At 62.7% G+C, this 26,374-nt stretch carries 25 protein-coding genes and 1 tRNA gene; 18 read left to right on the top strand and 8 right to left on the bottom strand.

What is annotated here, in order from left to right; genetic code table 11:
- Nucleotides 1–107: 107 nt before the first annotated feature.
- Nucleotides 108–1,208 carry a porin gene (locus NKI49_RS09190; protein ID WP_352599662.1) on the bottom strand — a complete coding sequence of 367 codons (1,101 nt, stop codon included), beginning with the start codon at nucleotides 1,206–1,208 and terminating at the stop codon, nucleotides 108–110.
- Nucleotides 1,209–1,661: 453 nt separating this feature from the next.
- On the opposite strand from NKI49_RS09190, the gene NKI49_RS09185 reads away from it, so the two are divergent.
- The 4 genes from NKI49_RS09185 (at nucleotide 1,662) to NKI49_RS09170 (ending at nucleotide 4,612) form a co-directional block, all read left to right on the top strand.
- Nucleotides 1,662–1,752 (top strand) — tRNA-Ser (locus NKI49_RS09185).
- Nucleotides 1,753–1,809: 57 nt separating this feature from the next.
- Nucleotides 1,810–2,067: a GIY-YIG nuclease family protein gene (locus tag NKI49_RS09180; protein ID WP_352599660.1), complete on the top strand. Its 258-nt coding sequence runs from the start codon at nucleotides 1,810–1,812 to the stop codon at nucleotides 2,065–2,067.
- A 97-nt stretch (nucleotides 2,068–2,164) separates the two neighbouring features.
- Complete coding sequence (locus NKI49_RS09175; RefSeq protein ID WP_352599658.1) at nucleotides 2,165–3,361, top strand: porin; 1,197 nt, start codon at nucleotides 2,165–2,167, stop codon at nucleotides 3,359–3,361.
- Nucleotides 3,362–3,499: 138 nt separating this feature from the next.
- Nucleotides 3,500–4,612, top strand: coding sequence for a pyridoxal phosphate-dependent aminotransferase (locus tag NKI49_RS09170; RefSeq protein ID WP_352599656.1), 1,113 nt, complete (start codon nucleotides 3,500–3,502; stop codon nucleotides 4,610–4,612).
- Here the strand turns inward: NKI49_RS09170 and NKI49_RS09165 are convergent.
- On the bottom strand, nucleotides 4,609–5,139 hold the full coding sequence (locus tag NKI49_RS09165; protein WP_352599654.1) for a MarR family transcriptional regulator: 531 nt from the start codon (nucleotides 5,137–5,139) through the stop codon (nucleotides 4,609–4,611). The genes NKI49_RS09170 and NKI49_RS09165 overlap by 4 nt on opposite strands.
- 184 nt (nucleotides 5,140–5,323) lie before the next feature.
- Here NKI49_RS09165 and NKI49_RS09160 point away from each other — a divergent pair, with 184 nt between their 5' ends.
- From NKI49_RS09160 to NKI49_RS09135, 6 genes are all read left to right on the top strand, one after another.
- Nucleotides 5,324–5,608, top strand: coding sequence for an acylphosphatase (locus NKI49_RS09160; RefSeq protein ID WP_352599652.1), 285 nt, complete (start codon nucleotides 5,324–5,326; stop codon nucleotides 5,606–5,608).
- A gap of 64 nt (nucleotides 5,609–5,672) precedes the next feature.
- Nucleotides 5,673–6,314, top strand: a complete 642-nt coding sequence (locus tag NKI49_RS09155; RefSeq protein WP_352599650.1) for a TetR/AcrR family transcriptional regulator — start codon at nucleotides 5,673–5,675, stop codon at nucleotides 6,312–6,314.
- Complete coding sequence (locus NKI49_RS09150; RefSeq protein WP_352599648.1) at nucleotides 6,283–7,446, top strand: isovaleryl-CoA dehydrogenase; 1,164 nt, start codon at nucleotides 6,283–6,285, stop codon at nucleotides 7,444–7,446. Before NKI49_RS09155 ends, NKI49_RS09150 begins: the two co-directional genes overlap by 32 nt.
- A gap of 1 nt (nucleotide 7,447) precedes the next feature.
- The gene (locus NKI49_RS09145; protein WP_352599646.1) at nucleotides 7,448–9,055 is read left to right on the top strand and encodes a carboxyl transferase domain-containing protein; all 1,608 of its coding nucleotides are present in this window, start codon (nucleotides 7,448–7,450) and stop codon (nucleotides 9,053–9,055) included.
- Nucleotide 9,056: 1 nt separating this feature from the next.
- On the top strand, nucleotides 9,057–9,584 hold the full coding sequence (locus NKI49_RS09140; RefSeq protein WP_352599644.1) for an O-acetyl-ADP-ribose deacetylase: 528 nt from the start codon (nucleotides 9,057–9,059) through the stop codon (nucleotides 9,582–9,584).
- A 126-nt stretch (nucleotides 9,585–9,710) separates the two neighbouring features.
- Complete coding sequence (locus tag NKI49_RS09135; protein ID WP_352599642.1) at nucleotides 9,711–11,693, top strand: acetyl/propionyl/methylcrotonyl-CoA carboxylase subunit alpha; 1,983 nt, start codon at nucleotides 9,711–9,713, stop codon at nucleotides 11,691–11,693.
- 82 nt (nucleotides 11,694–11,775) lie between these two features.
- Here NKI49_RS09135 and NKI49_RS09130 read toward each other — a convergent pair whose 3' ends face one another.
- Nucleotides 11,776–12,897 (bottom strand): branched-chain amino acid ABC transporter substrate-binding protein, encoded by a 1,122-nt coding sequence (locus tag NKI49_RS09130; RefSeq protein WP_352599640.1) that lies wholly within the window; start codon nucleotides 12,895–12,897, stop codon nucleotides 11,776–11,778.
- 391 nt (nucleotides 12,898–13,288) lie between these two features.
- Nucleotides 13,289–13,555: an SEL1-like repeat protein gene (locus tag NKI49_RS09125; protein WP_027026420.1), complete on the bottom strand. Its 267-nt coding sequence runs from the start codon at nucleotides 13,553–13,555 to the stop codon at nucleotides 13,289–13,291.
- A gap of 452 nt (nucleotides 13,556–14,007) precedes the next feature.
- Here NKI49_RS09125 and NKI49_RS09120 point away from each other — a divergent pair, with 452 nt between their 5' ends.
- The 5 genes from NKI49_RS09120 (at nucleotide 14,008) to NKI49_RS09100 (ending at nucleotide 17,711) form a co-directional block, all read left to right on the top strand.
- On the top strand, nucleotides 14,008–14,349 hold the full coding sequence (locus tag NKI49_RS09120) for a DUF2147 domain-containing protein (protein WP_027026421.1): 342 nt from the start codon (nucleotides 14,008–14,010) through the stop codon (nucleotides 14,347–14,349).
- Nucleotides 14,350–14,565: 216 nt separating this feature from the next.
- Nucleotides 14,566–14,730, top strand: a complete 165-nt coding sequence (locus NKI49_RS09115; RefSeq protein WP_352599765.1) for a hypothetical protein — start codon at nucleotides 14,566–14,568, stop codon at nucleotides 14,728–14,730.
- A gap of 40 nt (nucleotides 14,731–14,770) precedes the next feature.
- Complete coding sequence (locus NKI49_RS09110) at nucleotides 14,771–14,965, top strand: hypothetical protein (RefSeq protein WP_352599636.1); 195 nt, start codon at nucleotides 14,771–14,773, stop codon at nucleotides 14,963–14,965.
- Nucleotides 14,966–15,081: 116 nt separating this feature from the next.
- Complete coding sequence (locus tag NKI49_RS09105; RefSeq protein WP_352599634.1) at nucleotides 15,082–16,542, top strand: AMP nucleosidase; 1,461 nt, start codon at nucleotides 15,082–15,084, stop codon at nucleotides 16,540–16,542.
- A gap of 158 nt (nucleotides 16,543–16,700) precedes the next feature.
- Nucleotides 16,701–17,711 (top strand): endonuclease/exonuclease/phosphatase family protein, encoded by a 1,011-nt coding sequence (locus tag NKI49_RS09100; RefSeq protein WP_352599632.1) that lies wholly within the window; start codon nucleotides 16,701–16,703, stop codon nucleotides 17,709–17,711.
- Nucleotides 17,712–17,731: 20 nt separating this feature from the next.
- Here NKI49_RS09100 and NKI49_RS09095 read toward each other — a convergent pair whose 3' ends face one another.
- Nucleotides 17,732–18,328, bottom strand: a complete 597-nt coding sequence (locus NKI49_RS09095) for a DUF922 domain-containing Zn-dependent protease (protein ID WP_352599630.1) — start codon at nucleotides 18,326–18,328, stop codon at nucleotides 17,732–17,734.
- A gap of 139 nt (nucleotides 18,329–18,467) precedes the next feature.
- Nucleotides 18,468–20,147, bottom strand: a complete 1,680-nt coding sequence (locus NKI49_RS09090; RefSeq protein ID WP_352599628.1) for an electron transfer flavoprotein-ubiquinone oxidoreductase — start codon at nucleotides 20,145–20,147, stop codon at nucleotides 18,468–18,470.
- Nucleotides 20,148–20,366: 219 nt separating this feature from the next.
- Between NKI49_RS09090 and NKI49_RS09085 the strand changes: the two genes are divergently transcribed.
- The 3 genes from NKI49_RS09085 to NKI49_RS09075 all read left to right on the top strand — a co-directional run bounded on the left by NKI49_RS09085 (nucleotide 20,367) and on the right by NKI49_RS09075 (nucleotide 22,976).
- The gene (locus NKI49_RS09085) at nucleotides 20,367–21,011 is read left to right on the top strand and encodes a hypothetical protein (RefSeq protein ID WP_352599626.1); all 645 of its coding nucleotides are present in this window, start codon (nucleotides 20,367–20,369) and stop codon (nucleotides 21,009–21,011) included.
- A 174-nt stretch (nucleotides 21,012–21,185) separates the two neighbouring features.
- Entirely contained in the window at nucleotides 21,186–22,067 is an 882-nt protein-coding gene (locus NKI49_RS09080) for a uracil-DNA glycosylase (RefSeq protein WP_352599623.1), read from the top strand.
- Between the two features lie 99 nt (nucleotides 22,068–22,166).
- Entirely contained in the window at nucleotides 22,167–22,976 is an 810-nt protein-coding gene (locus NKI49_RS09075) for a helix-turn-helix domain-containing protein (RefSeq protein WP_352599620.1), read from the top strand.
- 25 nt (nucleotides 22,977–23,001) lie between these two features.
- Here NKI49_RS09075 and NKI49_RS09070 read toward each other — a convergent pair whose 3' ends face one another.
- Entirely contained in the window at nucleotides 23,002–23,904 is a 903-nt protein-coding gene (locus NKI49_RS09070) for a DMT family transporter (RefSeq protein ID WP_352599761.1), read from the bottom strand.
- Nucleotides 23,905–23,975: 71 nt separating this feature from the next.
- Entirely contained in the window at nucleotides 23,976–26,282 is a 2,307-nt protein-coding gene (locus NKI49_RS09065) for a xanthine dehydrogenase family protein molybdopterin-binding subunit (protein WP_352599618.1), read from the bottom strand.
- Nucleotides 26,283–26,374 lie beyond the last annotated feature (92 nt).

The following is a 26,374-nucleotide window of genomic DNA, read 5'->3' as shown; positions in this document are numbered from 1 at the left end:
AGCTACCGTTACCCCCTGTTCCTTCTGTTTCCCAAGCCAATCACGAAACAAAAACAGCCCGGGCGGTGAAACGCCCGGGCTGGATTTTACCTGTAAGGAACCAGCCCTTAGAACGAGCGCTGGAAGCGGAGGATACCGCCGAAGCCGTCGTCGCTGACGTGGTATTTGCTGTCGCCAAGGTTGACGTAATCAACTTCGGCCGTGATCGTGAGGCCTGGGACGATGTCGTAGGCAACGTTTGCCGCCAGGGCGAATTTCTTGCCCTCATCATACGCAAGCTGAGCATTGAACGAGGTCTTCTCGTTGATCTTGTAGGAGCCGCCGCCCCAGACCGCCCAGCTGCCGTCCCACTTCTTGTAGAAGTCATGACCGCCGCTGAAGACATTGTCGTCGCCAGTGCCGTAGCCGGCCATGACGAACAGCGACAGAGCGTCAGACGCGGTCACGTCCAAGCGGACCTTGCCGGTAACTTCTTCGTAGTTGCTGTCATAAGCAACGACGCCGGAGATCGCGCCCCAGCCCTGCGTGTACTTCACGCCGCCGACGACGTGCGGAACGTAGCTGTCGATCGTGTCGACATCCGAGCCTTCTTCAAGCGAGACCACGGCCGAGAAGCCGTTGCCAGCGTCGAAGTAGTACTGGATGACGTTGGTGTCGTACGGACCGTCAACAACGAGATCGTCGTCGATGACGTTACCGGCGTAACCGATGAAGGTCTGGAATGCCGTTTCATCCTTACCGACGCGGAGACCACCGAGCTGGATCCAGGCGAAGTTCAGCGAGACGTCGCTGTTGCCAGCCTGCCAGCCGTTACCGCGGATTGCATAATCGCCCGCGCTGTTGCCGAAGTTGAAGCGGGTTTCGGTGTAGGTCTTCAAGGTGCCGAGTTCGGTTTCCTGGCCGGTCCAGGTCTTCAGCGTGAAGCGAGCGCGCTTGAAGTAGGTGTCGTGCTCGCCGTCACCCATGTGATCCGGAACGTTCTGGACGCCGTTGATGTCACCCACGCCGATGTCGTAGCGGACATAGCCGCCGATGCGCAGGCAGGTCTCGGTGCCGGGGATGTAGAAGTAGCCAGCGCCGTAGACGTCGCAGATCTTGACGTATTCAGCGGGTTCCGGCTCGGCGACGACGACGGCGTCGGCGGCGCGCGCACCGGAAACTGCGATCAGGGCCGCAGCGGAGCCGAGAAGAAGGCTCTTGATGTTCATTTTCTGACCTCCAGTCAAAAGTTAAAAAACGGGTCTGGGTATTCTTTGCTGAAGGACAGCGTTCCCTGCCCCATCCCCACTACCGAAAAAGATGCGCACCGCGCCGCTCCTTCGAAATCGACATTACCCATGAGGCGGCGGGGTTCAACCACGATCGTACCGGCGAAAGGACTGTTCGGCTGCTATCCCCTGGCGTTGTTGCACAAATGACACGATTTGGCCTCACTCAGAAAGCTCTCGTTAACCATCCGGCCCGCCGCAACCGCCTGTTTCCGGCCGAATCCGGCGGTCGGCCGACGGAATCATGGCAACGCCGCGAGTCGCGAGCCAGGGATTTGCCGCGGAACCGCCGCACCCGTGGAAGGCCGGCAGCTCGGTGCGTCCTTATTTTTCCATATTAATGGCTGGGGCTTGTTGATTGTGCCCGCACTTTTCTTTATCCAGCGGCGCAACGGAGAGGTGGCCGAGTGGTCGAAGGCGCTCCCCTGCTAAGGGAGTAGAGGTCAAAAGCTTCTCGTGGGTTCGAATCCCATCCTCTCCGCCACCCTACGCCCTGCGGGCTTCGGGTGGCAGGCCACCCGAAGCCGCATTTGGGCGCAGGGTGTCGCCCGAAGCTACGAAGTACCTGCAGCTCCGTAACGGCGATGTCTATGTCGGATCGACAAACGATCTCCGACGCCGGCTCGAATCGCATCAATCAGGCTATGTGACGTCGACCAAGGCTCATCTGCCTGCCGCTTTGAAGACGTATATTGCGGTTGAAACCGAGGCCAATGCACGGCAACTCGAGCGATATTTCAAGACCGGGTCGGGCAAGGCTTTTGCGAACAAGCGGTTTTGGCCGATAGAGCCTCACTGACGACCTCCAGACCTATCTCTCTGAAATCAAAAGAAAAACCGCCAAAATAGTTGCGTTTCGCCGACCTCCACCCGCGATTCTGACTGGAGGTCAGAAAATGAACATCAAGAGCCTTCTTCTCGGCTCCGCTGCGGCCCTGATCGCAGTTTCCGGTGCGCGCGCCGCCGACGCCGTCGTCGTCGCCGAGCCGGAACCCGCTGAATACGTCAAGATTTGCGACGTCTATGGCGCCGGCTACTTCTACATCCCGGGCACCGAGACCTGCCTGCGCATCGGCGGCTACATCCGTTACGACATCGGCGTGGGTGACGTCGGCTCGTTCGATGGCGCCCGGACCGGTGACACCGAGGACGCCAGCGAGAACGACACCTACTGGAAGCGTGCTCGCTTCACGCTGAAGACCTGGACCGGCCAGGAAACCGAACTCGGCACCTTGAAGACCTACACCGAGACCCGCTTCAACTTCGGCAACAGCCAGGCTTCTGCCGATTCCGTCACCAATCCTGACGGTAGCGTCACCTTCTTCCCGAATGCCGCCGGCAACAGCGGCGTCTCGCTGAACTTCGCCTGGATTCAGCTCGGTGGCCTGCGCGTCGGTAAGGACGAATCGGCTTTCGACACGTTCATCGGCTACGCCGGCAACGTCATTCAGGATACGCTGGTTCCCTACGGCGATTTCGACACCAACGTCATCCAGTACTACTTCGACGCTGGCAACGGCTTCTCGGCCGTGCTTTCGCTCGAAGAAGGTGCGGGGGGCGGCGTTGATGGCTCATACGGCGTGGGCACGATCGACAGCTACGTTCCGCATGTCGTCGGCGGCGTGAAGTGGACGCAGGGCTGGGGCGCCATCACCGGTGTCGTCGCTTATGACAGCAACTACGAAGAAGTCGCTGGCAAGGTGCGCTTGGATGTGAACGCCACCAACGAACTGTCGCTGTTCTTGATGGCCGGTTACGGCACTGACGACAACCTCAGCGATCCGACCTATGCATTCGCGGCCGGCGGCCGTGGCTTCTACAAGCAGTGGGGCGGCAACTGGGCAGTTTGGGGTGGCGGCACCTACAAGTTCAACGAGAAGACCTCGTTCAACCTTCAGGCGTCGTATGACGAGTGGAAGAATCTCGGCATTGCCGCGAATGTCGCCTACGACATCGTCCCCGGGTTCACGGTCACGGCCGAAGTCGACTACCTCAATGCAGGCAAGTTTGACGACGCCGATTTCTCGAACTGGACCCATGCCACCAAGAAGAGCAATATTGGCGGCCTTCTCCGCTTCCAGCGCTCGTTCTAATAGATTTCGCTTCGTCGAAATCGAAAACCCGGCGGGCAACCGCCGGGTTTTTTCGTGTTGAAAACGGACCTCACCGCAACTTGCGCCCACCCACCCGGCGCGCTAGCAAGAAAGCCCGTTTTCAAGCGAGCTTCCGTCATGCGCCAACGCCCTCCCCTCACGCCGCTTGTCGGCGCGCTTCCGTCGACCGTGCCGTTTGTCGGCCCCGAAGCGCAGGAGCGGGAGCGCGGCCACGCTTTCCGTGCCCGCATCGGCGCCAATGAGAGCAGTTTTGGGCCGTCGCCGCGCGTCATCGCGCGCATGGCCGAGATCGCCCCAGAGATGTGGATGTATTGCGATCCCGACAATTACGATCTGAAGGTTGCGGCTGCCGCGCATCACGATGTTAAAGTCGACAACGTCGTCGTCGGCGAAGGCATAGACGGCCTGCTCGGCCTCGTGGCGCGCATGTATGTGGCATCAGGCGATGCGGTGGTCACGTCGCTCGGCGCCTATCCGACCTTCAATTTCCACGTTGCCGGCGTCGGTGGGCGGCTGTTCACGGTTCCCTATGAGAACGACCGCGAGAGCCTGGACGGCCTGCTCGCGGCGGTTCGTCGGGAAAAGGCGCCGCTGGTCTATCTGTCCAACCCGGACAATCCGATGGGGAGCTGGTGGGAAGCGGGCGAGGTCATCCGCTTCATCGAAGCGCTGCCGGAAACCACCATGCTGGTGCTCGACGAGGCCTATGGCGAATTGGGGCCGGCCTCGGCGCTGCCGCCGATCGATATTTCCAGGCCGAACGTCATCCGCATGCGCACCTTCTCGAAGGCTTACGGACTTGCCGGAATTCGCTGCGGCTATGCGGTGGCGGAAGCCCAGACGATCCGCGATTTCGAGAAGATCCGCAACCATTATGGCGTCAGCCGCATGGCGCAGATCGCGGGTGTCGAGGCGCTTGCCGACCAGGCCTATCTCGAAACCGTGGTGGCGAAGGTGGCTGCCGGGCGCCGGCGCATCGCGGCAATCGCCGAGCAAAACGGGCTGAAGCCGCTGGCATCGGCGACCAACTTCGTCACAATCGACTGTGGCCACGATGGCGCTTTCGCGCTGAAAGTGCTGCAGGGCCTGCTTGCGCGCGACGTCTTCATCCGCAAGCCGATGGCGCCCAGGCTCGACCGCTGCATCCGAGTCAGTGTCGGCCTCGACCACGAACTGGACATTTTCGCCGAGGAACTGCCCGGCGCCTTGGCGGCCGCGCGAGGAAACTAGAGCGCTTCGCCGGGTCCGGAAGCCCTCGCCCCGCCGAGCAGGCGCGCAGCCTTCTCCAGCGCCGCCGAAAGCGCGGCGGCTTCGTCGTCTGCCAGGCCAACCGTCAGACGGGCGAGATCGCGATCCGCCGCCGCTTGCAGTCCGGCCAGCACGGTATCGCCCCGGGCGGTCAAGGACAGGATGCGTCGACGACGGTCGTCCGGATCGGCGCGCAGCTGGATCAGGCCGGCAGCGGCGAATTTTCTCGGGATTTTCGTCACGTAGGCTGGATCGAGCCGAAGTTCGCGGGCGATCTCCGACACAGCGGGCCCGAGATCGAGGCCGAACGCACGCGCCAGGAAACCGGCCTTGCCGCTACGGTGGGCAGCAGCAGAGGTCGGCCGACGACCCAATTCGAACAGCACGCGTGCTTCGGTCAGCGTGTAGGGACTGTGCATGAGCGTCTCGTCGAGCAGACCGACCAGGCCGGTGTAGAACCGGCTGAAGCGGCGGATATCGGCGACCAAGGCATTCCGATCGACTGGCATGTCGGGCGCTTTCCCAAGAGATGCCACACCGCCAGATCATTGCCCCAAAAGTTGACTAAGTCAATTATCTATTCGCTCGGAGCCATCTCCGAACGAGCCCGGCGTCAATTCGACAGTACCAATCCCTCCAAGCCAGTTGCTTTCGCTCGATCCTGAGCCAGATTCTGAGCCAAGGGAGCGAGCGATGAACGACCGGAAAAGAGCGGTGCAGGCCCGCGTGCACGGCAAGGTGCAAGGTGTCGGCTATCGGATGTGGGCACGAGGCGAAGCGATGGAGCTTCGGCTGTCGGGTTGGGTGCGCAACGAAAGAGACGGCTCGGTGACGGCGTGGTTGGCCGGGGCCGATGCGGCGGTTTCGGCCATGATCGAACGGCTTTGGCAGGGCCCGGCGGGCGCGGCGGTCTCACGCATCGATGTGGAGGAACTCGAGACCTGGACGGCACCCGAAGACTTCAAGATCGTCGCGTAGGACAAACCGCCCCTTGAATTAATTGAACGTTCGTTTTATTATTCACCGTCTTAGCGAGGCAGTCATGGCACGCACAGCCGGATCCGATGGTGAAAAGACCGAGGCAGCCATCCGCGAGGCGGCCGTCAACCTGATCGCGCGCTTTGGCTACGAGGCGATGTCGATGCGCCGGCTCGCCGGCGAAGTCGGCGTCCAGGCGGCCGCGCTCTACCGCTACTTTCCGACCAAGGAAGACCTGCTGTTCACGCTGATGCGCGAGCATATGGAAGGTTTGGCGGATGCTTGGGAAGCAGCCAGGCCGGCAAGTGGCGATCCGGCGCAGCGGCTTTCTGCCTATGTCGAAAACCACATCGCTTTCCATATCGAGCGCCGGCACGCCACGCATGTGTCGAACATGGAATTGCGCAGCCTTTCGCCCGGCAGGCTGACGCAGATCCTGCGCATGCGCACGGCCTATGAAAAGGAACTGCGAGGCATCCTGCGCGACGGCGCCGAGATGGGTGTCTTCAGCATCGACGACACCGGCCTGACCGCCATGGCGCTGATCCAGATGATGACCGGCGTCATCGTCTGGTTCCGGCCGGGCGAGCGGCTGTCGGTCGATGAAGTGACGGCGACATATCTTTCGATGACAATGCGCCTGGTCGGCGCGACATCTGCCGTGGAGGAACGAGATGTACACGAACACGCTCAGCTTCGGGCATGACGAGGACATCGAGGCGCTACGCGACATGGTGCGCCGCTTTGCCCAGGACAGGATCGCGCCAATCGCCGCCGACGTCGACCGCGCGAACGAATTTCCGGCGCATCTCTGGGGCGAACTCGGAGCGTTGGGGTTGCTCGGCATCACGGCAGATCCCGATTTCGGCGGCAGCGGCATGGGCTATCTCGCCCACGTCATCGCGGTGGAGGAGATTTCCCGCGCTTCGGCATCGGTCGGCCTCTCCTACGGCGCCCACTCCAACCTCTGCGTCAACCAGATCAACCGCTGGGCGACGCCGGAGCAGAAGGAAAAATTCCTGCCGCCGCTTTGCTCGGGCGAGCGTGTCGGCGCGCTTGCCATGTCGGAATCCGGCGCCGGCTCGGATGTGGTGTCGCTCAAGCTGCGCGCCGAAAAGCGCAACGACCGATATGTGCTCAACGGCACCAAGATGTGGATCACCAACGGGCCGGATGCCGAAACACTGGTCGTCTACGCCAAGACCGATCCGGAGCGGGAATCGCGTGGCATAACCGCCTTCATCGTCGAGAAAACAATGGCCGGGTTTTCCGTGGCGCAGAAACTCGACAAGCTCGGCATGCGCGGTTCCAACACCGGCGAACTGGTATTCGAAGATGTCGAGGTGCCTTTCGACAATGTGCTGCACGAGGAAGGATGCGGCGTCGAAGTGTTGATGTCCGGGCTCGACTATGAGCGCACTGTGCTCGCCGGCGGCCCGATCGGCCTGATGGCGGCTTGCCTCGACGTGGTGATCCCTTACGTGCACGAGCGCAAGCAGTTCGGCCAGCCGATCGGCGAATTCCAGCTCGTGCAAGGCAAGCTGGCCGACATGTACACGACGATGAACGCCGCACGCGCCTACGTCTATGCCGTCGCCTCCGCTTGCGACCGCGGCCAGACGACGCGCAAGGATGCCGCCGGCTGCGTGCTGTTTGCCGCCGAGAAGGCGACACTGATGGCACTCGACGCCATCCAGCTGCTTGGCGGCAACGGCTATATCAACGACTATCCGACAGGCCGCCTGCTGCGCGACGCCAAGCTCTACGAGATCGGCGCCGGCACCAGCGAAATCCGCCGCTGGCTGATCGGGCGCGAAATCATGGCGGAGGGGGTGTAGCGTGGCCGTCCTCCAAACCCAGATATCCCTCGCCTCCGACACCTTTCGCGCCAATGCCGAGCGCATGAGGGCTTTGGTCGCCGACATCGCCGAGAAAGCTGTGACCGTCGAGCTCGGCGGTTCGGAGGAAGCGCGCGAGCGCCATGTTTCGCGTGGCAAGCTCTTGCCGCGCGAGCGTCTCGCGCAATTGCTCGACACCGGCTCGCCCTTCCTCGAGATCGGCCAGTTCGCCGCGTGGTCGATGTATGGCGAGGAGATTTCGTCGGCCGGCATGATTGCCGGCGTCGGTCGCGTCGAAGGCACCGAGGTAATGGTCGTCGTCAACGACGCCACGGTGAAGGGCGGCACCTATTATCCGCTGACGGTGAAGAAGCATCTGCGGGCGCAGGAGATCGCGCTGCAAAACAATCTGCCCTGCATCTATCTCGTCGACAGCGGCGGCGCCAACCTGCCCAACCAGGACGAAGTGTTTCCCGACCGCGAGCATTTCGGCCGCATTTTTTACAACCAGGCCAATATGTCGGCGGCCGGCATTCCGCAGATCGCCTGCGTCATGGGCTCCTGCACGGCGGGCGGCGCCTATGTGCCGGCGATGTCGGACGAGACGATCATGGTGCGCAACCAGGCGACCATCTTTCTCGGCGGGCCGCCGCTGGTGAAGGCAGCCACCGGCGAGGACGTCAGCGCCGAAGACCTTGGCGGCGCGGATGTGCATACCAGGCTGTCCGGCGTCGCCGACTACTATGCGCTGGACGACGAGCATGCCCTGGCCATTTGCCGACGCATCGTCAGAAACCTGAATCGGAACAAGACTGTAAACCTGGCTTTGCAGAAATCGATTCCGCCGCTTCATCCGGCGGACGAGCTCTACGGCATCGTGCCGACCGATCTGCGCCAGCCCTACGACGTGCGCGAAGTGATCGCGCGTATTGTCGACGGCTCCGAATTCGACGAGTTCAAGCAGAACTACGGCACGACGCTGGTCACCGGCTTTGCCCACCTTCACGGCATGCCGGTCGGCATCATCGCCAATAACGGCGTGCTGTTTTCCGAAAGCGCGCTGAAGGGCGCACATTTCATCGAGTTGTGCTGTCAGCGCAGGATTCCGCTGGTCTTCCTGCAGAACATCACCGGCTTCATGGTTGGCCGGAAATACGAGGCCGGCGGCATCGCCAAGGACGGCGCCAAGCTGGTGATGGCCGTTGCCACCGCCAAGGTGCCGAAGGTGACCGTCATCATCGGCGGTTCGTTCGGCGCCGGCAATTACGGCATGTGCGGCCGCGCCTACTCGCCGCGCTTCCTGTGGATGTGGCCAAATGCGCGCATCTCGGTGATGGGCGGTGAGCAGGCGGCGACGGTGCTTGCCATGGTCAAGCGCGAAGGCATCGAACGCAAGGGCGGAGAATGGAGCGCCGAGGAGGAAGCCAAGTTCAAGAAGCCGATCCTGATGAAATACGAGCATGAAGGCCATCCGCTCTACTCGTCCGCCCGTCTTTGGGACGACGGCATCATCGATCCGGCGAAGACGCGCGAGGTGCTGGCACTCAGCCTGTCCGCCGCGCTCAACACCGAAATCGAGGAGACACGCTTCGGCGTGTTCCGGATGTGAGATGAGCGCGGCGCAGGACAGGATTCGCATCCACACCGGCGACATCACGAAGCTGGATGTCGACGCCATCGTCAACGCCGCCAACACCTCGCTGCTCGGTGGCGGCGGGGTCGATGGCGCCATTCACAGGGCAGCAGGACCGGAGCTCCTGGACGAATGCCGGATGCTGAATGGGTGCAAGGTCGGCGAAGCCAAGATCACCGACGGGTACAGGCTGCCCGCACGCCACGTCATCCACACGGTCGGACCGGTCTGGCAAGGTGGCAACGAGGGCGAAGCCGAACTACTGGCCTCCTGCTATGTCAAGTCGCTTGAACTCGCCGCTGCCAATGACTGCCGCACGGTGGCGTTTCCGGCAATTTCGACCGGTGTTTACCGCTACCCGAAAGATGAGGCGACGAAGATCGCCGTCCGTACGGTCAGCACGTTCATCGAAGAGCAAAACATGCCGGAAACTGTCATTTTCTGCTGCTTCGACGAGCCAATGGCGGAACTATATCGTGCCGTTGCTTCCGGTGGTGGAGGCTAGACTTATGGACAGGAGCGCTATTTCAGTCATCGCAGGTAAGGTTCGTGACATCGGACAGCTAGGCTGGCGGGACAGCGCGAAGGAACGTCTCCCTAACCTGAAGCACTCTCTGGCTGCGGAGGCACCATGTTCGCCAAGATCCTGATCGCCAATCGGGGCGAGATCGCTTGCCGTGTCATTCGTACGGCGCGGAGGCTGGGTGTTCGCACTGTCGCCGTCTATTCGGATGCCGACGCGAAATCCATGCATGTCGAGATGGCTGACGAGGCGGTGCATATCGGCCCCTCGCCCGTCGGCGAAAGCTATCTGCGCGGCGACAGGATTGTCGCTGCTGCCCTGGCCACGGGCGCCGAAGCGATCCATCCGGGCTATGGCTTCCTGTCGGAAAGCCCCGATTTCGTCGACCAGGTGGTGGCGGCGGGGCTGATTTTCATCGGCCCATCGGCGGCCTCGATCCGTGCCATGGGGCTCAAGGATGCCGCCAAGCGGCTGATGGAGAAGGCCGGGGTACCAGTTGTACCGGGCTATCACGGCGAGGCGCAGGAGATCGTGTTGCTTGCCTCCAAGGCGCGCGAGATCGGCTATCCCGTACTGATCAAGGCACGCGCTGGCGGCGGCGGCAAGGGCATGCGGCGCGTCGAGCATCCAGATAATTTTTCCGAAGCATTGTCCAGCGCGCGGCGCGAGGCGAAGGCCGCCTTTGGCGACGACCATGTGCTGGTCGAGAAATATGTCGACAAGCCACGACATATCGAAGTGCAGGTCTTCGGCGACAGCTTCGGCAATGTGGTGCATCTCTTTGAGCGCGACTGCTCGGCGCAGCGCCGCCATCAGAAGGTGATCGAGGAGGCGCCTGCCCCCGGCATGACACCGGCACTGCGCAAGGCGATGACCGACGCGGCAGTGAAGGCCGCCAAGGCCATAAACTATTCCGGCGCCGGCACCATCGAGTTCATCGTCGATGCCTCGCAGGGCCTGCAGGCCGACCGCTTCTGGTTCATGGAAATGAACACCCGTCTGCAGGTCGAGCACCCGGTCACCGAGATGGTCACCGGCACCGATCTTGTCGAGTGGCAGTTACGGGTCGCCAGCGGCGAGAAGCTGCCGAAGACGCAGAGCGAGATCGCGCTTGGCGGTCATGCCTTCGAGGCGCGCATCTATGCCGAGGATGCGGCAAGGGGCTTCCTGCCGGCGACCGGCACGCTGCACCATCTCAAATTTCCCGAAACGGCCCCCGAAGGTGCGTCTATGCGCATCGAGACTGGCGTGCGGGCCCGCGATGCCATTTCGCCCTACTACGATCCGATGATCGCAAAGCTGGTCGTCCACGCAAAGGACAGGAAGGCGGCACTGGAAGCGCTCGGCGAAGCGTTGTCACGAACCGAGATCGCCGGCTCCACCGTCAACACCGCTTTTCTCGCAGCTCTTGCCGCCGATCCGGATTTTTGCGCGGGCAATGTCGATACCGGCCTGATCGGCAGGCACCAGCCAGCGCTGACCGAGGTCGCGCCACCGAATGGAGAAACCGTTGCTGCAGCCGCCGTTGCAGCGTCGAGTGCCGGAGTATCGCCGCCAACCGACGATCCCTGGTCATCCCTTGCCGGCTATGCGCATTTCCACAGCGTGGCGCGGCGTACGCGGCTGAAGTTCGGCGAAGACGACATTTTGGCAAAGGTGTCGGTGCGGCCGGACGGACATTTCCAAGTGGCGCTGGACACACCATATGACAGCGCCAATTCGCATGATTTGCGCGCAGCGCCACGCCTCGCCCACTGGCCAGGCCACATCACCGTATTCGAAGGCGCCGTTGGCTATACTTTCGCCGTACCGGACCCGCTGGCCAGAACCGACGAGGCCGCGGCAGCCTCCGGCAGCCTGCGCGCGCCGATGCCAGGGCTGGTCAAACTAGTCCGCGCGGCAAAGGGCGACGCCGTGATCAGGGGGCAGCCGCTGCTGATCCTCGAGGCGATGAAGATGGAGCATACCATCGCCGCTCCGCATGACGGGGTGATCGCCGAAATCGCCACGGAAGGAGCGCAGGTCACTGACGGAACGGTGCTGGTGCGGTTCGTCGAGGAACAGGGTGCCTCGACCGCGGTTGCGGGCTGACAGCCGGAACGGACGGTCGGCCGCAAAGAAAATGGCCGGGACGAACCCGGCCATTTCTCAAGCTGTTTGGTCGCCGGAGCGACTACTGCGCGATCGGCGCGTACTTGCCGTCATGCCACTGGTTGATGTCGTAGCTGGCATTCTTGAGGTCACCCTTCTCGTCGAAGGTGACATCGCCAACAACGGTGCTGATCGGCGTGCCGTTCTTCAACGCTTCGGCAACCTTGGCCGGATCGTCGCTGCCCGCGCGCTTGATGCCCTCGGCGAAAGCCTGGATGGTGGCGTAGGAGAACAGCGTGAAGCCTTCCGGCACGAAGCCGCCCGCCTTGATCTTCTCGACGGCCGCCTTGGCTTCGGGCTTTGCCTGCGGATCCGACGGGAACACGAACATCGTGCCCTCACCGGCGGGGCCGGCAACCTGCCAGAATTCCGGCGAAGCGATGGAGTCCGGCATGATCAGCTGGAACTTGAGGTTCTGCTCCGCCGACTGACGCAGGATCAGGCCAGCTTCAGGGTGGTAGCCGCCGAAATAGACGACGTCAGCCTTGAGATCCTTGAGCTTGGTGACGAGCGCCGAATAGTCCTTCTCGCCAGGATTGATGGCGTCATAATACACTTCCTTGAGGCCGCCGGCGTTCATGGTTGCCCTCACGGCATCCGCCACGCCCTGACCGTAAGCGCTCTTGTCGTGCAGGACGACGACGTTCTTGCCGGCATATTTCTTGGCGATCCACGGGCCGATGAATGCGCCCTGTGCATCGTCACGCGTGTAGAGACGCATGATTGTCGCCCAGCCGGCCTTGGCCGCGGCATCGGTCAGCACCGGGTTCGAGGAAGCGGGGCTCATCATCAGGGCACCGGCTTCGGCATAGACGGCCGAGGCTGGGATGCTCGAGCCCGAGCAGGCATGTCCGTCGATGAACTTGACGCCGTTGGCGACGATGCGGTTGGCGACCGATACGGCCTGCTTGGGATCACACTGATCATCCTCGATATCGAGCTTGACCTGGCGCCCTTCGATGCCGCCCGCCGCGTTGATGGCGTCCGCAGCAGCCTGTGCGCCCTGCTTGAACTGATCGCCGATTGTGGCGAGTTGTCCAGTCATCGGGCCGACCACCGAGAAAGTAATGTCCTCGGCGAATGCGGCCGGCGCACTCATCATCAGGCCGAAAACGGCCGCGCTCAAAATACTCAATTTTTTCATTGTGGTATAACTCCTCCACTCACGCGCGGCCGCCCCGGCCACGCTTCTTCCAGAGAGGCGGGACAATTTCATCGTTCACTGGGCGTGTCTAGGCGCATCGGCGCCGCTCGATTGGGCCTGCAAAGACGTTTCAGCAAAGCAAAAGCCGCGCCAGCCTTGTTTCGGCTGGTCGCGGCCTTGCCTGTCGAGCCGTTTCCCAAGTGCCCCCGCACCCAGACCCCAACTCGCCTTCCCTGTCTTCCCGGCCGGCTGGAAGCCGGATCGTTGCACGGCTTGGATTCTACCCGCCGCATTCTCGTTTTTGTAGTTCGACTGTCTTACGCAGCCTATCCCTGTTCTGGCCCGACCGTCTGGTGCGGCCTTGGCCAAGCCTTCCCCATCCTGGCGGAACTCAGTGCATGGTCATCCATTCGCGGGCTTCGCGCAGCGCCTTGGCGATCTCGATCTTCGACATGGCCGCCGACAGTTCCGAGCGCAGTTCCGCGGCGCGCGCCGAGCCCTTGATGGCGGCGATGTTGAACCATTTGTGGGCCGCGACGACGTCGGTCTCGCAATCGCGGCCGGTCGCATACATCATGCCCAATTCGAAAAGAATGTCGGCCTGGGCAGTTGCCCCCATGGCGCCGAAGCCTGCTTCAAGCATTTCAAAACGTGCCATTTTTCAATCCCCTTGTTCTGGCCCTGTCCGGCTCCCGAGAGCTGCCTCCGTTTGTCTGTCCGGGCCGCTCCTTCGATGCTTTCGAGAATGCCGGCTAGGCTTGAATCCGTCGTTAAATGGCGTGCTTAATTTGGGGAAAACAAAGCTAAAACAATAGGTAAACGTCGAAATTCGTTAAGGATACGAAGCCAGCAATTCAGCTGGTTTTCTCCAAATTTGACGAAAATTTTCGCGCCCGGAAGCAACACTCTGCTAACCACGGGAAACAAACGGCATGCAGGGATCGTTTCATATCCGCGCTGGCGTGGCGCATTCAGGCCGCTTCAGAATCCCCAACTCTTCCCTTGCGGCACCCGCTTTTGTTTTGCCGGGAGCTGGATTAGCTTACGTTTGCGTAAGCGGCAGACCGGCGAGGCGGAGCATCCTGCCGGATATCCAAAGGGAGGAAGATCATGTTGCGAAAAGTGAGGCTGGCCCTTGCGGCCACCTTCATCATGACCGGTGCGGCGTGGGCCGATCCGATCGAAGGCAATTGGAAGACGCAAGCGGGCGATACTGCGGCCATTGCTGGCGGCGGCGCGTTTTCCATCACCCTCAAATCCGGCAAATATGCCGGCAAGACCATCGGCTCGCTCAAGGCGGCCGGCGACAACAAATATGCCGGCAGCATCACCGACCCGGCAAACGACAAGACCTATTCGGGCAAGGCAACCCTGTCGGGCACCTCGCTCAAGATGAGCGGCTGCGTGCTCGGCGGACTGATCTGCAAGAGCCAGACTTGGCACAAGCTCTGATCGACCGTATCTCTGCGACCTGACGACGGGGCCCCTCACGGGCCCCGTTTTCGTTTCATCGACATGTGATGCACTGGTGTTCGATGTTCCGGCCGGAGGATGTCCAGACCGACCCCGGCCATTCAGATCCCGTCAATCAATTTGAACCGCAGATGAACGCCGGCATCAGAGCCGGTTCAGAGGCGTTAGGGCATTCTCCGGCGTGTTGAAGGAGACATGAACCCAATGCTCGCCCGCCGCTTCACCATCGTCTGCCTGTTGATGAGCCTGTTTGGAATATTCTTCGCCATCCTCGTCGCCGAAGCGGGCCGTCCGGCCCGCTCCTGGGACGGGGCCACAGGGATCTGCCGCTTCGCCTGCCCAGCCAGCCTTCGCCACTGAAACAGAGAACTGAGACCTCGAAAAGAAAAGCTGAAACATCATGGACCGCATCGCCGCCAGCGCCCTCAAGACCCTCCGGCTTCTGCCGCGGGCGGCGCTTATCCTGATGCTCTTGGCAGCTCCGGTCCTGGCCGTGCCGATGATGCGCGCCGATGCCGGCTCGACGATCGAGGCGCCGGCCCTTAGGAAGTCCGGCGTCGGCTTCGTGCTGCTGGTCAGCCTGCGGCGGGGATAAAGAAAAATGGCACTTTGGGCGCCTTCGGCGGCCGGCCCCCTCCCAACGGCCCGTTCAAGTCTCTATATTGGGCCATGGAAAAGCGAATCTACCCACAAGCCATCGAATCCGTCGTCATGCCGGAGCCATTTGGCCGGCAGAGCTACAACAGCGCCGAAAAGGCCGTCGCCGCGCTGCAGGCGCTCTACGATCGCAACACCAAGTTCCTGCGCGACTCCTTCGCAGCACTTGCCGCTGGCGGCGACAGCAGCAAGCGCTACCGGGCGTTCTATCCCGAGATCGGCGTCACCACGAGTTCGTTCACCCAGGTCGACTCGCGCCAGGCTTATGGCCATATGCCGACGCCCGGTCATTTCGCCACCACGATCACCCAGCCCCAACTGTTCTCGACCTATCTCGTGGAGCAGCTTCGCCTGATCATGCGCAATCACGGCGTGCCGGTGACGGTCTCGGAATCGACCACGCCGATCCCGCTGCATTTCGCCTTCCTGGAGGGCACCTACGTCGACGGCGCCGCGGCCGAACGCATAAAGCGGCCGATCCGCGATTTGTTCGACGTGCCGGATCTCGACGGCACCGACGATCAGATCGCCAACGGCACGTTCGAAGTCGCGTTCGGCGAACCCCGGCCGCTGGCGCCGTTCACGGCGCAGCGCATCGACTACTCGTTGCACCGCATGACACATTATACGGCCACCAGCCCGCAGCATTTTCAGAACTTCGTGCTGTTCACCAACTACCAATTCTACATCGACGAGTTCGTCGCCCGTGCGCGCGAACTGATGGAGAATGGCGGCGACGGCTATGTGGAATTCGTCGAACCGGGCAATGTCGTGACCCGCGCCGGCGGCGGCATGGCAAGCGAAGGCACGCCGCCCGCCCGACTGCCGCAAATGCCGGCCTACCACCTGAAGAAGCCGAACCATGGCGGCATCACCATGGTCAATATCGGCGTCGGCCCCTCCAACGCCAAGACGATCACCGATCATATCGCGGTGCTGAGGCCGCATGCCTGGGTGATGCTCGGCCATTGCGCCGGGCTGCGCAACACACAGGCGCTGGGCGACTATGTGCTGGCGCATGCCTATGTACGCGAGGACCACGTGCTTGACGACGATCTCCCGGTCTGGGTGCCGATCCCGCCGCTGGCCGAGATCCAGGTGGCGCTGCAGGAAGCGGTCGCCGAGGTCACCGGCCTGTCCGGCTATGATCTGAAGCGCATCATGCGCACCGGCACGGTCGCCACCATCGACAACCGCAACTGGGAACTGCGCGACCAGCGTGGACCGGTGCAGCGCCTGTCGCAGTCGCGCGCCATCGCGCTCGACATGGAATCGGCGACCATCGCCGCCAATGGCTTCCGCTTCCGTGTCCCCTACGGCACGCTGCTGTGCGTTTCCGACAAGCCGCTGCATGGCGAGTTGAAGCTGCCAGGCATGGCGACCGAGTTCTACAAACGGCAGGTGGCGCAGCACCTAACGATCGGCATCAAGGCGATGGAGAAACTTGCCGAGATGCCGATGGAGCGGCTGCATTCGCGCAAGCTCAGAAGCTTTTCGGAGACGGCGTTCCAGTAGAGGTGGCGTTCCAGTAAGTGGTGCTGCGGGCGGTGCACTTTGGCCGAGATCGCATTGGGCTTTTGGCCATCTTGATTGAGCCGCATTTTTGCCGATAACCGAGCCAGGACCATCTCCAGCACCCGTGCAGACCTGACCCGATGAGACGCAGTCGATACATGGCGGCTTCACTGGCATTCATCGCGATGATGATGTTCTCGGTTGCGCTGGTGGCCGGGTTCTTCGGCACGCTGCATCACGCACTCGATTCCTTCGCCCATTTCCGCATCCATCTCGCCGTGCTGATGGCGCTTTGCGCGCTGCCGCTGCTGGCGACGTCGTTTCGCCTTCAGGCGGCCGCGGCTCTGGTCTTTGCCGTGGCAGCTCTTGCCACGACCTCGAACGCGCTGCCTCGTCTATGGCCGGTTCAAGCGGTCGCCGAACCCGCAGACCAGATCGTCTACAGCCTGCTCCAGATGAATCTGCGCTACGACAATCCGACGCCAAAGAAGGTGCTGTCACTGATCGGCCGGACCAATCCCGACGTGATCACCCTCGACGAGGTCTCGGCGATGTGGACGACCGAGCTTGGTTATATCAGCAGCGCCTATCCATACCGAATCCTCTGTCCCTATCCGAACGGCATATTCGGCGTCGCACTGCTCTCGCGACGGCCGTTTGCCGCCGGAACAGAACCGCGATGCGAGTGGCGCGGCGCGATGGCGACCGCGACCGTCGATTTCGGCGGCACGGGTGTCGACGTTGCCGCCATCCATCTCAGCTGGCCGTGGCCTCGCGAGCAATATTGGCAGATCGGCGAGTTGGCGGGAACACTCTCTTCCCTCGGCGAAACGGCGATCATGGCCGGCGACTGCAACGCCGTGCCGTGGAGCGCGGCGGTGCGCCGTGTCGCTTCGCTCGGCGGGCTGACAATCATGCCGTCAGCGGGACCGACCTGGACCTACATCAAGTTTCCGGATTTCCTGCGGCGTTTCGCCGGCCTGCCTATCGACCAGGTGTTCAGCAAGGGAGCGGTGCTGATCCACGGCGCATCCAGGCTCGAGGAGACCGGCTCCGACCATCTGCCGGTCCTGGTAGAATTCTCACTGCGGCCCGCTGACAAGCAGCCCGAGGATGAAGGCGCGACAGCACTCGCGGCGCGCGACCTGCCCGGCGCGCCGCGCGGCTGACGCACGAACGGATCGCTCCTTCAGCGCTTGCCCACCAGGGCCGCGATCAGATGCTCGACATGCCCGTCGTCCCGATGCTCGCGCGCGTCGAAAGCGTTCTGCCTGGCCTCGTATTTGGCATAGACCGCCCGAATGCGTCGCTGTGCCTCGCGACGTACCTTGTAGCAGGACGGATCCTCGGTGATCTTGAGGCTGGCGAGCGACCTTTCCGTGGCGCGCATCATCTCTCCGGCGATGCGGCCATGCGTTTCCTCATGAGCGCGTACACCGGCGAAAAACCGGTTCCAGCGTCTCTTCAGCACCGGCGTCGTCGATGAAGCAATACGAGGGAAGGTGTAGAGGAGATTGAGCGTGCCGTTGGCCCGCCGAACCCGGCAGAGGCCATTGTCTTGGCCGGTGTCGAGAGTCCAGTCGACGGTATAGGCGGTCTGAGCGATGGCATGCGTCATGAAGCCGTGCTTGGGGCCCTTGCTGTCCATGGCCTCGACGAGGGCAGCGCCCGAGTTTCCCATGATGTCGTAGGTCCGCGTTTGGACCACAGCCTTGGTGCCGGCCAGCGCCTCCGGTGCGCCCAGCGCACCGATGGCGGCAAGACATGTTAGAATTGTCCGGCGCATGGGCCTTCTCCCTATCTGGAGAGGGAACCATAGACCGGCGACCGTTTCAACGGTGCTGCTGTCCTACATGGCGAGATGGACAGGTGCCTTCGCTCGCATTTTTGCTGCCAGCAGTGGAGACAGCCCGGTCGGTGCGGGCTTACATGTTCTGGTAGACCGGGCCTTCGCCGCCTTGTGGCGGCACCCAGTTAATGTTCTGGTTCGGGTCCTTGATGTCGCAGGTTTTGCAGTGGACGCAGTTCTGCGCGTTGATGACGAAACGCACGTCCTTCGCCGCCGGATCCGCGGCGGCATTGCCGTCCTTGTCGACCCACTCGTAGACGCCGGCCGGACAATAACGCGTCGACGGCCCGGCGAAGACATCGTGTTCCGACCGTTTCTGTAGGTCCATGTCGCCAACCAGCAGGTGGACCGGCTCGTTTTCCTCGTGATTGGTGTTGGACAGGAACACCGAGGACAGGCGATCGAAGGTTAGCACGCCGTCTGCTTTCGGATAGGTGATCTTCTTGTGCCGGGCGGCAGGTTCGAGCGTGGCATAATCGGCCTTGCCGTGTTTCAGCGTGCCGAAGGGCGAGACGCCGAACAGCGTGTTCAGCCACATGTCGAGCCCGCCGAGGCCGACGCCGACAATGGTGCCGAAGCGCGACCATAGCGGCTTGACGTTGCGCACCTTCTTCAAATCCTTGCCGATGTCAGTCGCACGCCACGCCGCTTCGTAGGAGGAAAGCTCGTCATTGGCGCGGCCGGCACCGATCGCCTCGGCGACATGTTCGGCCGCCAGCATTCCGGAAAGCACCGCATTGTGCGAACCCTTGATACGCGGCACGTTGACGAAGCCCGCCGCGCAGCCCATCAGCGCACCGCCGGGGAACGACAGTTTCGGCACCGATTGCCAGCCGCCCTCGGTGATGGCCCGCGCGCCATAGCCCAGCCGCTTGGCACCTTCGAACGTGCCTGCGATCGCCGGATGCGTCTTGAAGCGCTGGAATTCCTCGAACGGCGACAGATACGGGTTCTTGTAATTGAGGTGGAGGACGAAGCCGACCGCCACCTGATTGTCCTCCAGATGATAGAGGAACGAGCCGCCGCCGGTCTTCATGTCGAGCGGCCAGCCGAAGGAATGCTGGACAAGGCCCGGCCGGTGGTTCTCCGGCTTGACCTGCCAGAGCTCCTTGAGGCCGAGACCGTACTTGCCGGGCTCGCGGCCATCCGAAAGCTTGTATTTCGCGATCAGTTGCTTGGCGAGCGAGCCGCGGGCGCCCTCGCCGATCAGGACATATTTGCCCATCAGTGCCATGCCCGGCGCGAAGCCGGGGCCATGCGTGCCATCCTTCTCGACGCCCATGTCGCCGGTGATGACACCGGTGACGGCGCCCTCTTCGTTGTACAGCAGGCCGGCGGCGGCAAAGCCCGGATAGATCTCGACGCCAAGCGCTTCCGCCTTGGTCGCCAGCCAGCGGCAGACATTGCCGAGCGAGACGATGTAATTGCCGTGATTATTCATCAACGGCGGCATCAGGAAGTTGGGCAGCCGGAACGATCCGGCAGGGCCAAGAACGAGGAAGTGATCCTCGGTGACCGGCGTCTTGAATGGATGGCCCTCCTCCTCGCGCCAGCCGGGCAGCAGCCGGTCTATGCCGATCGGATCGACGACAGCGCCCGAAAGGATGTGGGCGCCGACTTCGCCGCCCTTTTCCAGCACCACGACGGAAAGCTCGGGATTGACCTGTTTGAGGCGGATGGCGGCGGCGAGGCCGGCCGGACCGGCGCCGACGACGACCACGTCGAATTCCATGCTTTCGCGTTCGATGTCGCTCATCAACCCCTCCGCACTGGCTTATCCCATTCGGGCATCTTGCTGGCTCCTGCGCTGCATAGCGCATCAATTGGCGACAGGAAACCGGCGCATACGTGACAATGCGGATTTGGCCAAAAAGTCGCGCACCCGAGCGGCACCACGGCTGTTTTGCCCGGCGGGCCTGGTTTCGCTCACGTTTTTAAGTGTTCGGCGGCTTGCTTATCGGCCATACTTCGCGCCATGCGCATTCCTGGGCCAGCCGGCTTCACATCGACGCGCTTTCCATCGACGCCCGGCCGGGCCTGCCGGGCGCTTCTTTTGGCTCTTCTGATGGCGACACCGACCAGCGTTGCGGCGGACGAGGTGAAGGTCTGGGCGACAGGCGCTTATTCGTTTTCCGACGAGCTCGGCGGCTTCCGCATCACCAGTGTGTCCGGTATCGGGACCAAGGATGATCCGCTGGTCATCACCGAAGAGCTGAATTCGGCGACGCCTGTCACTTTGACCATCCGCACGGCAAAGCCGATACAGGCCTTTGGCAAGGCCGGCGAGTTCGCCAATGGCATCATGTATATGCGCATCGACGTGCTCAACAACAGCGGCCAGGCCTGGATCGAATTCCAGTTCGAGCTGCAGGAGATACTCGATCGGCCGAGCGTGTTCGGCGACGGGCTGTCATTCGATCAGCGCAACAAGACGCCCGACAACATCCAGTCCAGCAACTTCGCCGATTTCGGCCGCGATTTCGAGCCGTATGATCGTCTGCTGTTCAGGAACGGCAAGGTCGATCCGCTGAAGACTGTCAGTTTCGAATTTCTGATCACCGACTACACGCCGCGCTGGACCTTCTATCTCGTGCAGGATCCGCGCATACCGACGGGGTAAAGCCCGCTCTGAGTGGAAAGCGAATTGGCGAAATTCGCCGAGGAGAGGCTGGACGCGCAAAGCCCCCGCTCCGACCCGCTGGCCATTTCCTCTTCAAGGAGAAGATTGGCTGTCACCACCGCTTTCGCCAATCACAAACTTGCAAATGGTGCTCGCCCGGACGAATGTGCGGACATGACTGCCGCCTCCCCAAACAACAGACCGGACCTTGCCGACCTTTTGGCTTTCTACGCCAGCGCGGGTGTCGACGAGGCGCTTGAAGACCAGCCTGTCAACAGGTTCGCCGAGGCAGCGCCAAGGCCAGCGGAGCGCGCGCCGAGGACGGCGCCCTCGACTGACACCACCGAACCGCCGCCTCGCTCGACGAGCTTGTCCCGCGCTGAGGCCAGCGACAGAGCAAATGCGCCGCCGGCAGCGCGCGTGCTCTCTGCCACAACGGTTCCCGACGAAGCGCAGGCAGCGCTGGCGCGCCAGCTGGCGGCAACGGCTATGACCCTGGAGCAGCTTCGCCAGCACATGGCGGCATTCGACGGCTGCAATCTCAAAGCCACGGCCAAGAACCTCGTGTTCGCCGACGGTAATCCGGAGGCCGCCGTGATGCTGGTCGGAGAAGCGCCCGGCCGCGACGAGGACATCGAGGGCCTGCCCTTCGTCGGCCGCTCGGGCCGGCTGCTCGACCGCATGCTGGCGGCGATCGGGCTAGATCGGACATCCGTCTACATTGCCAATGTCATTCCCTGGCGGCCACCTGGCAATCGCACGCCGACGCCGCACGAAACCGAAATCTGCCGGCCGTTCATCGAGCGGCAAATCGAACTGGTCAATCCCAAAGTGCTGATCAATCTCGGCGGCCCGTCGGCCAAGACCTTGCTCAACACCTCGGAAGGCATCTTGCGGCTACGTGGCAATTGGCGCGTCCATACGACAATGTCCGGCATCGCCATCCCCGCCATGCCGACGCTGCATCCTGCCTATCTGCTCAGGACGCCTGCGCACAAGAAGCTGGCGTGGCGGGACTTTCTTGAGGTGAAGGCGAAGTTGCGAACGCTGGGTTGAAGACGCGCGAGTAGCCGATCTCCAAAGTTATGAAAATGTCCGCTCCCATGACCTCGCAGGTAATTGAAGTGCCGTCCCTGCCGGCCTAGTCATCCCATCATGACAACCATCCAAACCTCCGCCGGCAGCCTCATTCGCGAATGGCGTACACGGCGTCGCCTGAGCCAGCTCGATCTCGCCATGGAGGCGGAGATCTCGCAGCGGCATCTGAGCTTCGTCGAAAGCGGACGTGCCGCGCCCTCACGCGACATGGTGCTGCATCTGGCCGAGCAACTGGCGATCCCACTCAGGCAACGCAACCAGTTGCTGCTCGCCGCGGGCTTTGCGCCGAGCTTCGGTGAACGGCCCCTCTCCGACCCGACGCTGGCGCCAGCGATGGCGGCGGTGGAGATAGTGCTGAAGGGACATGAACCGTTCCCGGCGCTTGCTGTCGACCGGCACTGGAACCTGGTTTCGGCCAATGCCGCCATCGCGCCTTTTCTCGCCGACGTCAGCGAAACTTCGCTGCTGACGGCACCAGTCAACGTACTCCGCCTCAGCCTGCATCCAGGCGGCATCGCGCCGCGCATCGTCAATCTCGGCGAATGGCGGACGCATCTGCTCGAGCGTCTCAGGCACCAGAATGACGCCACAGGCGATCCGGTGCTGGTCGAACTGGAGCGAGAGCTGCGCAGCTATCCTTCCGGTCTCAAGGGCAGCCGGCCGGCGCCGGTCGAGCCGGACGCCATCGTCCACCCGCTCAGGCTTGCCCATGGTGACCAGGTGCTGTCGTTCATCAGCACCATCACTGTCTTCGGCACACCGCTCGACGTGACGCTGTCGGAACTGGCGATCGAATCCTTTTTCCCGGCCGACGAGCAGACACGGGCGGTGCTGGTGCGGCTGGCGAGCGAGCGCGGCACCACATAGCCTCGCAGAATCCGGCTCGGCTAGATCACCCCTGCGGCAAGGCCGCCTTACGTGTGCGAGTGCGTTCCAAACCCAGCTGGCGTTCGCGCCAGATTATGAAGATACCGGCGGCAACGACGATCAGACCACCGGCCAGCGTGTTGAGCGTGGCGACGTCGCCGAAGACGAGATAGCCGACGACGACGCCGAGGATCATCGAGGTATATTCGAAGGGCGCCACCACCGACGCCTCGGCGTGACGATAGGCCGATGTCATCAGGATCTGGCCAAGGCCACCGCAGAAGCCGGCGGCGACAAGAAGAGCCGCTTGCACCGACGTCAGCGCCTGCCAGCCGAAGGGCAGCGACAGCAGCGCCATGGCGCTCGCCGTCACCGAAAACCACAACACGATGGTCGCGGTGCGCTCGCTTTGGACGAGGTTGCGCACGAGCAGCATCGCGACGGCCGAGATCGCCGCCGCGACAAGAGCTGCAACGACACCGAGCACTTCCTGATCGTCGAGCGCCTCGTGCGAACTCAGCAGCGTCAGTTCGGGCCAGGAGATGATCAGCACGCCGACCAGACCGACGGCGACCGCGCTCCAGCGGTAAACGCGGATGGCTTCGCCGAGGAACATCGAGCTGAACACCACCACCAGCAGCGGCTGCGCATAGTTCAGCGTGATCGCCTCGGGCAGCGGCAGCCGGGTCAGCGCGAAGAAGCCAAGGCCCATCGCGCAGACACCGACGACACCACGCGCGATGTGGTTGAGCGGGCGCTTGGTCGAAAAGGCCGTGCCAAGGTTCCCCTTGAGGGCGAGGAAGCCGATGATCGGAAAGATGGCGAAAAAGGAGCGGAAGAACACGATCTGGCCCGCCGGCACCGTACCGGCCGCCTTGATGCAGGTGGACATGCAGACGAAGACCGCGACCGAGACGATCTTGAGCATGATGCCGGTGAGCGTGTCGTGCCCGACGGCATGATCGCTGGGCGCGACCGATGAGCTGACCGGGCTTGCGGTCACGCTCCCGTGGCTTCCCGGATCGCGGCCCAGATTCGCGCCGGTGTTGCCGGCATCTCGATATGCCGGATGCCATAGGCGCGCCAGAGTGCGTCGGTCACGGCATTGAGGGCCGCCGGTGTCGCGCCGATCGTGCCCGCCTCGCCTGCCCCCTTGATGCCCAGCGCATTGGTTGTCGAAGGCACGTTGCGGGTCTCGAAATGGAAAAACGGGAAATCGTCGGCGCGAGGCATGGCGTAGTCCATGAAACTCGCCGTCAGCAGCTGCCCATCCTCGCCATAGACGGTGTCCTCGGTCAGCGCCTGGCCGATGCCTTGCACGACGCCGCCATGCACCTGACCGGCAAGCAGGAGCGGATTCACGGTGACGCCGAAATCGTCGACGATGGTGTAGCGGACGATCTCGGTGGCGCCGGTATCGGGATCGATCTCGACCTCGCAGATGTGGGTGCCGTTCGGATAAGTGCACTCGTCCTGGACGAACTCGCCGAACCCTTTGAGATCGTCCGGCGTCTTGGCGGCCTTGGCGATGGTTGAAAAATCGATCGTACGGTCGGTGCCGACGATGCGGGCAACTCCATCAGACAATTCGATATCGCCGGCCGAAGCTTCCAGCTCATCGGCGGCGATGCGCTTGATCTTGTTGGCCAGGTCCTCGCCGGCGCGCGAAGCCGAGACGCCGCCGAGCGGGATCGAACGCGAGCCTCCGGTGCCGCCGCCTGCCTTCAATTCGTCGGTGTCGCCCTGGCGGACATGGATCTTGTCGATGTCGAGGTTGAGCTTTTCCGACAGGAACTGCGCGTAGGCGGTGGCGTGTCCCTGCCCGTTGGTCTGGGTGCCGATCTTGAGCGTCACCGTGCCGTCGCCGTTAAGTTCGACAAAGGCTGGTTCGGAGCCGGGAAACGCGCAGGCCTCGATATAGGTCGCCATGCCGATGCCACGGATCTTTCCGCCTGCCTTCGCCTGCTCGAGGCGGTTTGGAAATGCCTTCCATTCCGCCTGTTCGATGGCGCGGTCCATATGGCCGGCGAATTCGCCGGTGTCGTACAGGCGGCCGGTCTGGGTGCGGTAGGGAAACTGCTCGGGCCGGATGAAGTTGCGGCGGCGGATCTCTTCGACGGGCAGGCCGAGATCATGGGCGCAGGCATCGACCAGCTTTTCGAGCAGGAACGCCGCTTCCGGCCGGCCGGCGCCGCGATAGGCATCGACCGGGCAGGTGTTGGTGTAGAGGCCGGTCACCGAAACGTCGAGCGCCTGGATATCATAGACCCCGGTCGACATGGTGACGCCGATGTAGGGAATAAAAGGGCCGTATTGCGAGACATAGGCGCCGATATTGGCGAGCAGGTTCACCCTCATGCCAAGGAAGCGGCCATCCTTGTCCAGCGCCATTTCGGCCGTCACCGCATTGTCGCGGCCTTGCGCGTCGGTCAAGAAGTGCTCGGTGCGGTCGCCGGCCCATTTCACCGGACGGCCGAGCCGTTTCGCCGCTTCGAGCACCAGGGGATGTTCGCGGTAGACGAAGCTTTTCGGCCCGAAACCGCCGCCGACATCCGGCGTGATGACGCGAATCTGACCCTTTTTGATCTTGAACAGGCCGGCCAGGATATACTGCATGGAATGCACGCCCTGCGACCCCGTGGTCAGCACGAAGCGGTTCTCCTGCGTGTTCCATTCGCCGATCGCCGAGCGCGGCTCCATGTAGTTGCAGACCAGCCGGTTGTTGACGAATTCGATACGGGTGACATGAGCGGCCTTGGCAAAAGCCGCGTCGGTCTTGGCTTTGTCGCCCATGTGGTAGGTAAATGCGCGGTTCGAGCCGAGTTCCGGCCAGACCAGCGGCGTGCCTTCCGCAAGCGCCGTCGCCGTGCCGGATGCGGCGTCCTCGGAGTCGTAGTCGACGTCGATCAGTTCGGCGGCATCCTGCGCCAAAGCGCGGCTGTCGGCGACGACGAAGGCAACGGCGTCGCCGACATAGTTGACACGGTCACGGCAGAGGATCGGAATGTCGCGGGTCGGCGCCTTGGTTCCGTCCGGCTGGTCCTGCATGACGCCGGACCTGAGGTCGCCAAGGTGCGCGAGGTCCTTGCCGGTCAACACCAGATGAACGCCGGGTGCCGCCTTTGCCGCATCGGTCGAACCGATGGTGAAACTTGCCTTGGCGACCGGCGAGCGCAGGACATAACCATGCAGGACGCCGGCTGGCTGAATGTCGTCGGTGTAGCGGCCCTGCCCCTGGATGAAGGCCGTATCCTCGCGCCGCAGCACGGATGCACCCATCCCGAATTTCGGAGTGACGATGGTCATGGATGCCTCGCGATGATGGAAAGGAAGGCCTGAAATAGGCTCTGCCGCAGTTTTGTCGAGGGACCGTTTCGTGTAAAGAGCGCGGGCTTCAA

This window comes from Mesorhizobium sp. M0587 (assembly GCF_040320945.1).
In the GTDB taxonomy this organism is placed as follows: Bacteria; Pseudomonadota; Alphaproteobacteria; order Rhizobiales; family Rhizobiaceae; genus Mesorhizobium.
This window is presented reverse-complemented; position numbering and strand designations above follow the sequence as displayed.

What these genes read in the sequence shown, in the direction of transcription:
- NKI49_RS09175 (WP_352599658.1), top strand. Translation starts at nt 2,165, where the DNA reads ATGAACATCAAGAGCCTTCTTCTCGGCTCCGCTGCGGCCCTGATCGCA.
- NKI49_RS09165 (WP_352599654.1), bottom strand. Translation starts at nt 5,139, where the DNA reads ATGCCAGTCGATCGGAATGCCTTGGTCGCCGATATCCGCCGCTTCAGC.
- NKI49_RS09125 (WP_027026420.1), bottom strand. Translation starts at nt 13,555, where the DNA reads ATGGCACGTTTTGAAATGCTTGAAGCAGGCTTCGGCGCCATGGGGGCA.
- NKI49_RS09150 (WP_352599648.1), top strand. Translation starts at nt 6,283, where the DNA reads ATGTACACGAACACGCTCAGCTTCGGGCATGACGAGGACATCGAGGCG.
- NKI49_RS09130 (WP_352599640.1), bottom strand. Translation starts at nt 12,897, where the DNA reads ATGAAAAAATTGAGTATTTTGAGCGCGGCCGTTTTCGGCCTGATGATG.
- NKI49_RS09080 (WP_352599623.1), top strand. Translation starts at nt 21,186, where the DNA reads ATGACTGCCGCCTCCCCAAACAACAGACCGGACCTTGCCGACCTTTTG.
- NKI49_RS09100 (WP_352599632.1), top strand. Translation starts at nt 16,701, where the DNA reads ATGGCGGCTTCACTGGCATTCATCGCGATGATGATGTTCTCGGTTGCG.
- NKI49_RS09075 (WP_352599620.1), top strand. Translation starts at nt 22,167, where the DNA reads ATGACAACCATCCAAACCTCCGCCGGCAGCCTCATTCGCGAATGGCGT.
- NKI49_RS09110 (WP_352599636.1), top strand. Translation starts at nt 14,771, where the DNA reads ATGGACCGCATCGCCGCCAGCGCCCTCAAGACCCTCCGGCTTCTGCCG.
- NKI49_RS09105 (WP_352599634.1), top strand. Translation starts at nt 15,082, where the DNA reads ATGCCGGAGCCATTTGGCCGGCAGAGCTACAACAGCGCCGAAAAGGCC.
- NKI49_RS09160 (WP_352599652.1), top strand. Translation starts at nt 5,324, where the DNA reads ATGAACGACCGGAAAAGAGCGGTGCAGGCCCGCGTGCACGGCAAGGTG.
- NKI49_RS09085 (WP_352599626.1), top strand. Translation starts at nt 20,367, where the DNA reads ATGCGCATTCCTGGGCCAGCCGGCTTCACATCGACGCGCTTTCCATCG.
- NKI49_RS09140 (WP_352599644.1), top strand. Translation starts at nt 9,057, where the DNA reads ATGAGCGCGGCGCAGGACAGGATTCGCATCCACACCGGCGACATCACG.
- NKI49_RS09065 (WP_352599618.1), bottom strand. Translation starts at nt 26,282, where the DNA reads ATGACCATCGTCACTCCGAAATTCGGGATGGGTGCATCCGTGCTGCGG.
- NKI49_RS09120 (WP_027026421.1), top strand. Translation starts at nt 14,008, where the DNA reads ATGTTGCGAAAAGTGAGGCTGGCCCTTGCGGCCACCTTCATCATGACC.
- NKI49_RS09155 (WP_352599650.1), top strand. Translation starts at nt 5,673, where the DNA reads ATGGCACGCACAGCCGGATCCGATGGTGAAAAGACCGAGGCAGCCATC.
- NKI49_RS09135 (WP_352599642.1), top strand. Translation starts at nt 9,711, where the DNA reads ATGTTCGCCAAGATCCTGATCGCCAATCGGGGCGAGATCGCTTGCCGT.
- NKI49_RS09095 (WP_352599630.1), bottom strand. Translation starts at nt 18,328, where the DNA reads ATGCGCCGGACAATTCTAACATGTCTTGCCGCCATCGGTGCGCTGGGC.
- NKI49_RS09170 (WP_352599656.1), top strand. Translation starts at nt 3,500, where the DNA reads ATGCGCCAACGCCCTCCCCTCACGCCGCTTGTCGGCGCGCTTCCGTCG.
- NKI49_RS09090 (WP_352599628.1), bottom strand. Translation starts at nt 20,147, where the DNA reads ATGAGCGACATCGAACGCGAAAGCATGGAATTCGACGTGGTCGTCGTC.
- NKI49_RS09070 (WP_352599761.1), bottom strand. Translation starts at nt 23,904, where the DNA reads ATGCTCAAGATCGTCTCGGTCGCGGTCTTCGTCTGCATGTCCACCTGC.
- NKI49_RS09190 (WP_352599662.1), bottom strand. Translation starts at nt 1,208, where the DNA reads ATGAACATCAAGAGCCTTCTTCTCGGCTCCGCTGCGGCCCTGATCGCA.
- NKI49_RS09115 (WP_352599765.1), top strand. Translation starts at nt 14,566, where the DNA reads ATGAACCCAATGCTCGCCCGCCGCTTCACCATCGTCTGCCTGTTGATG.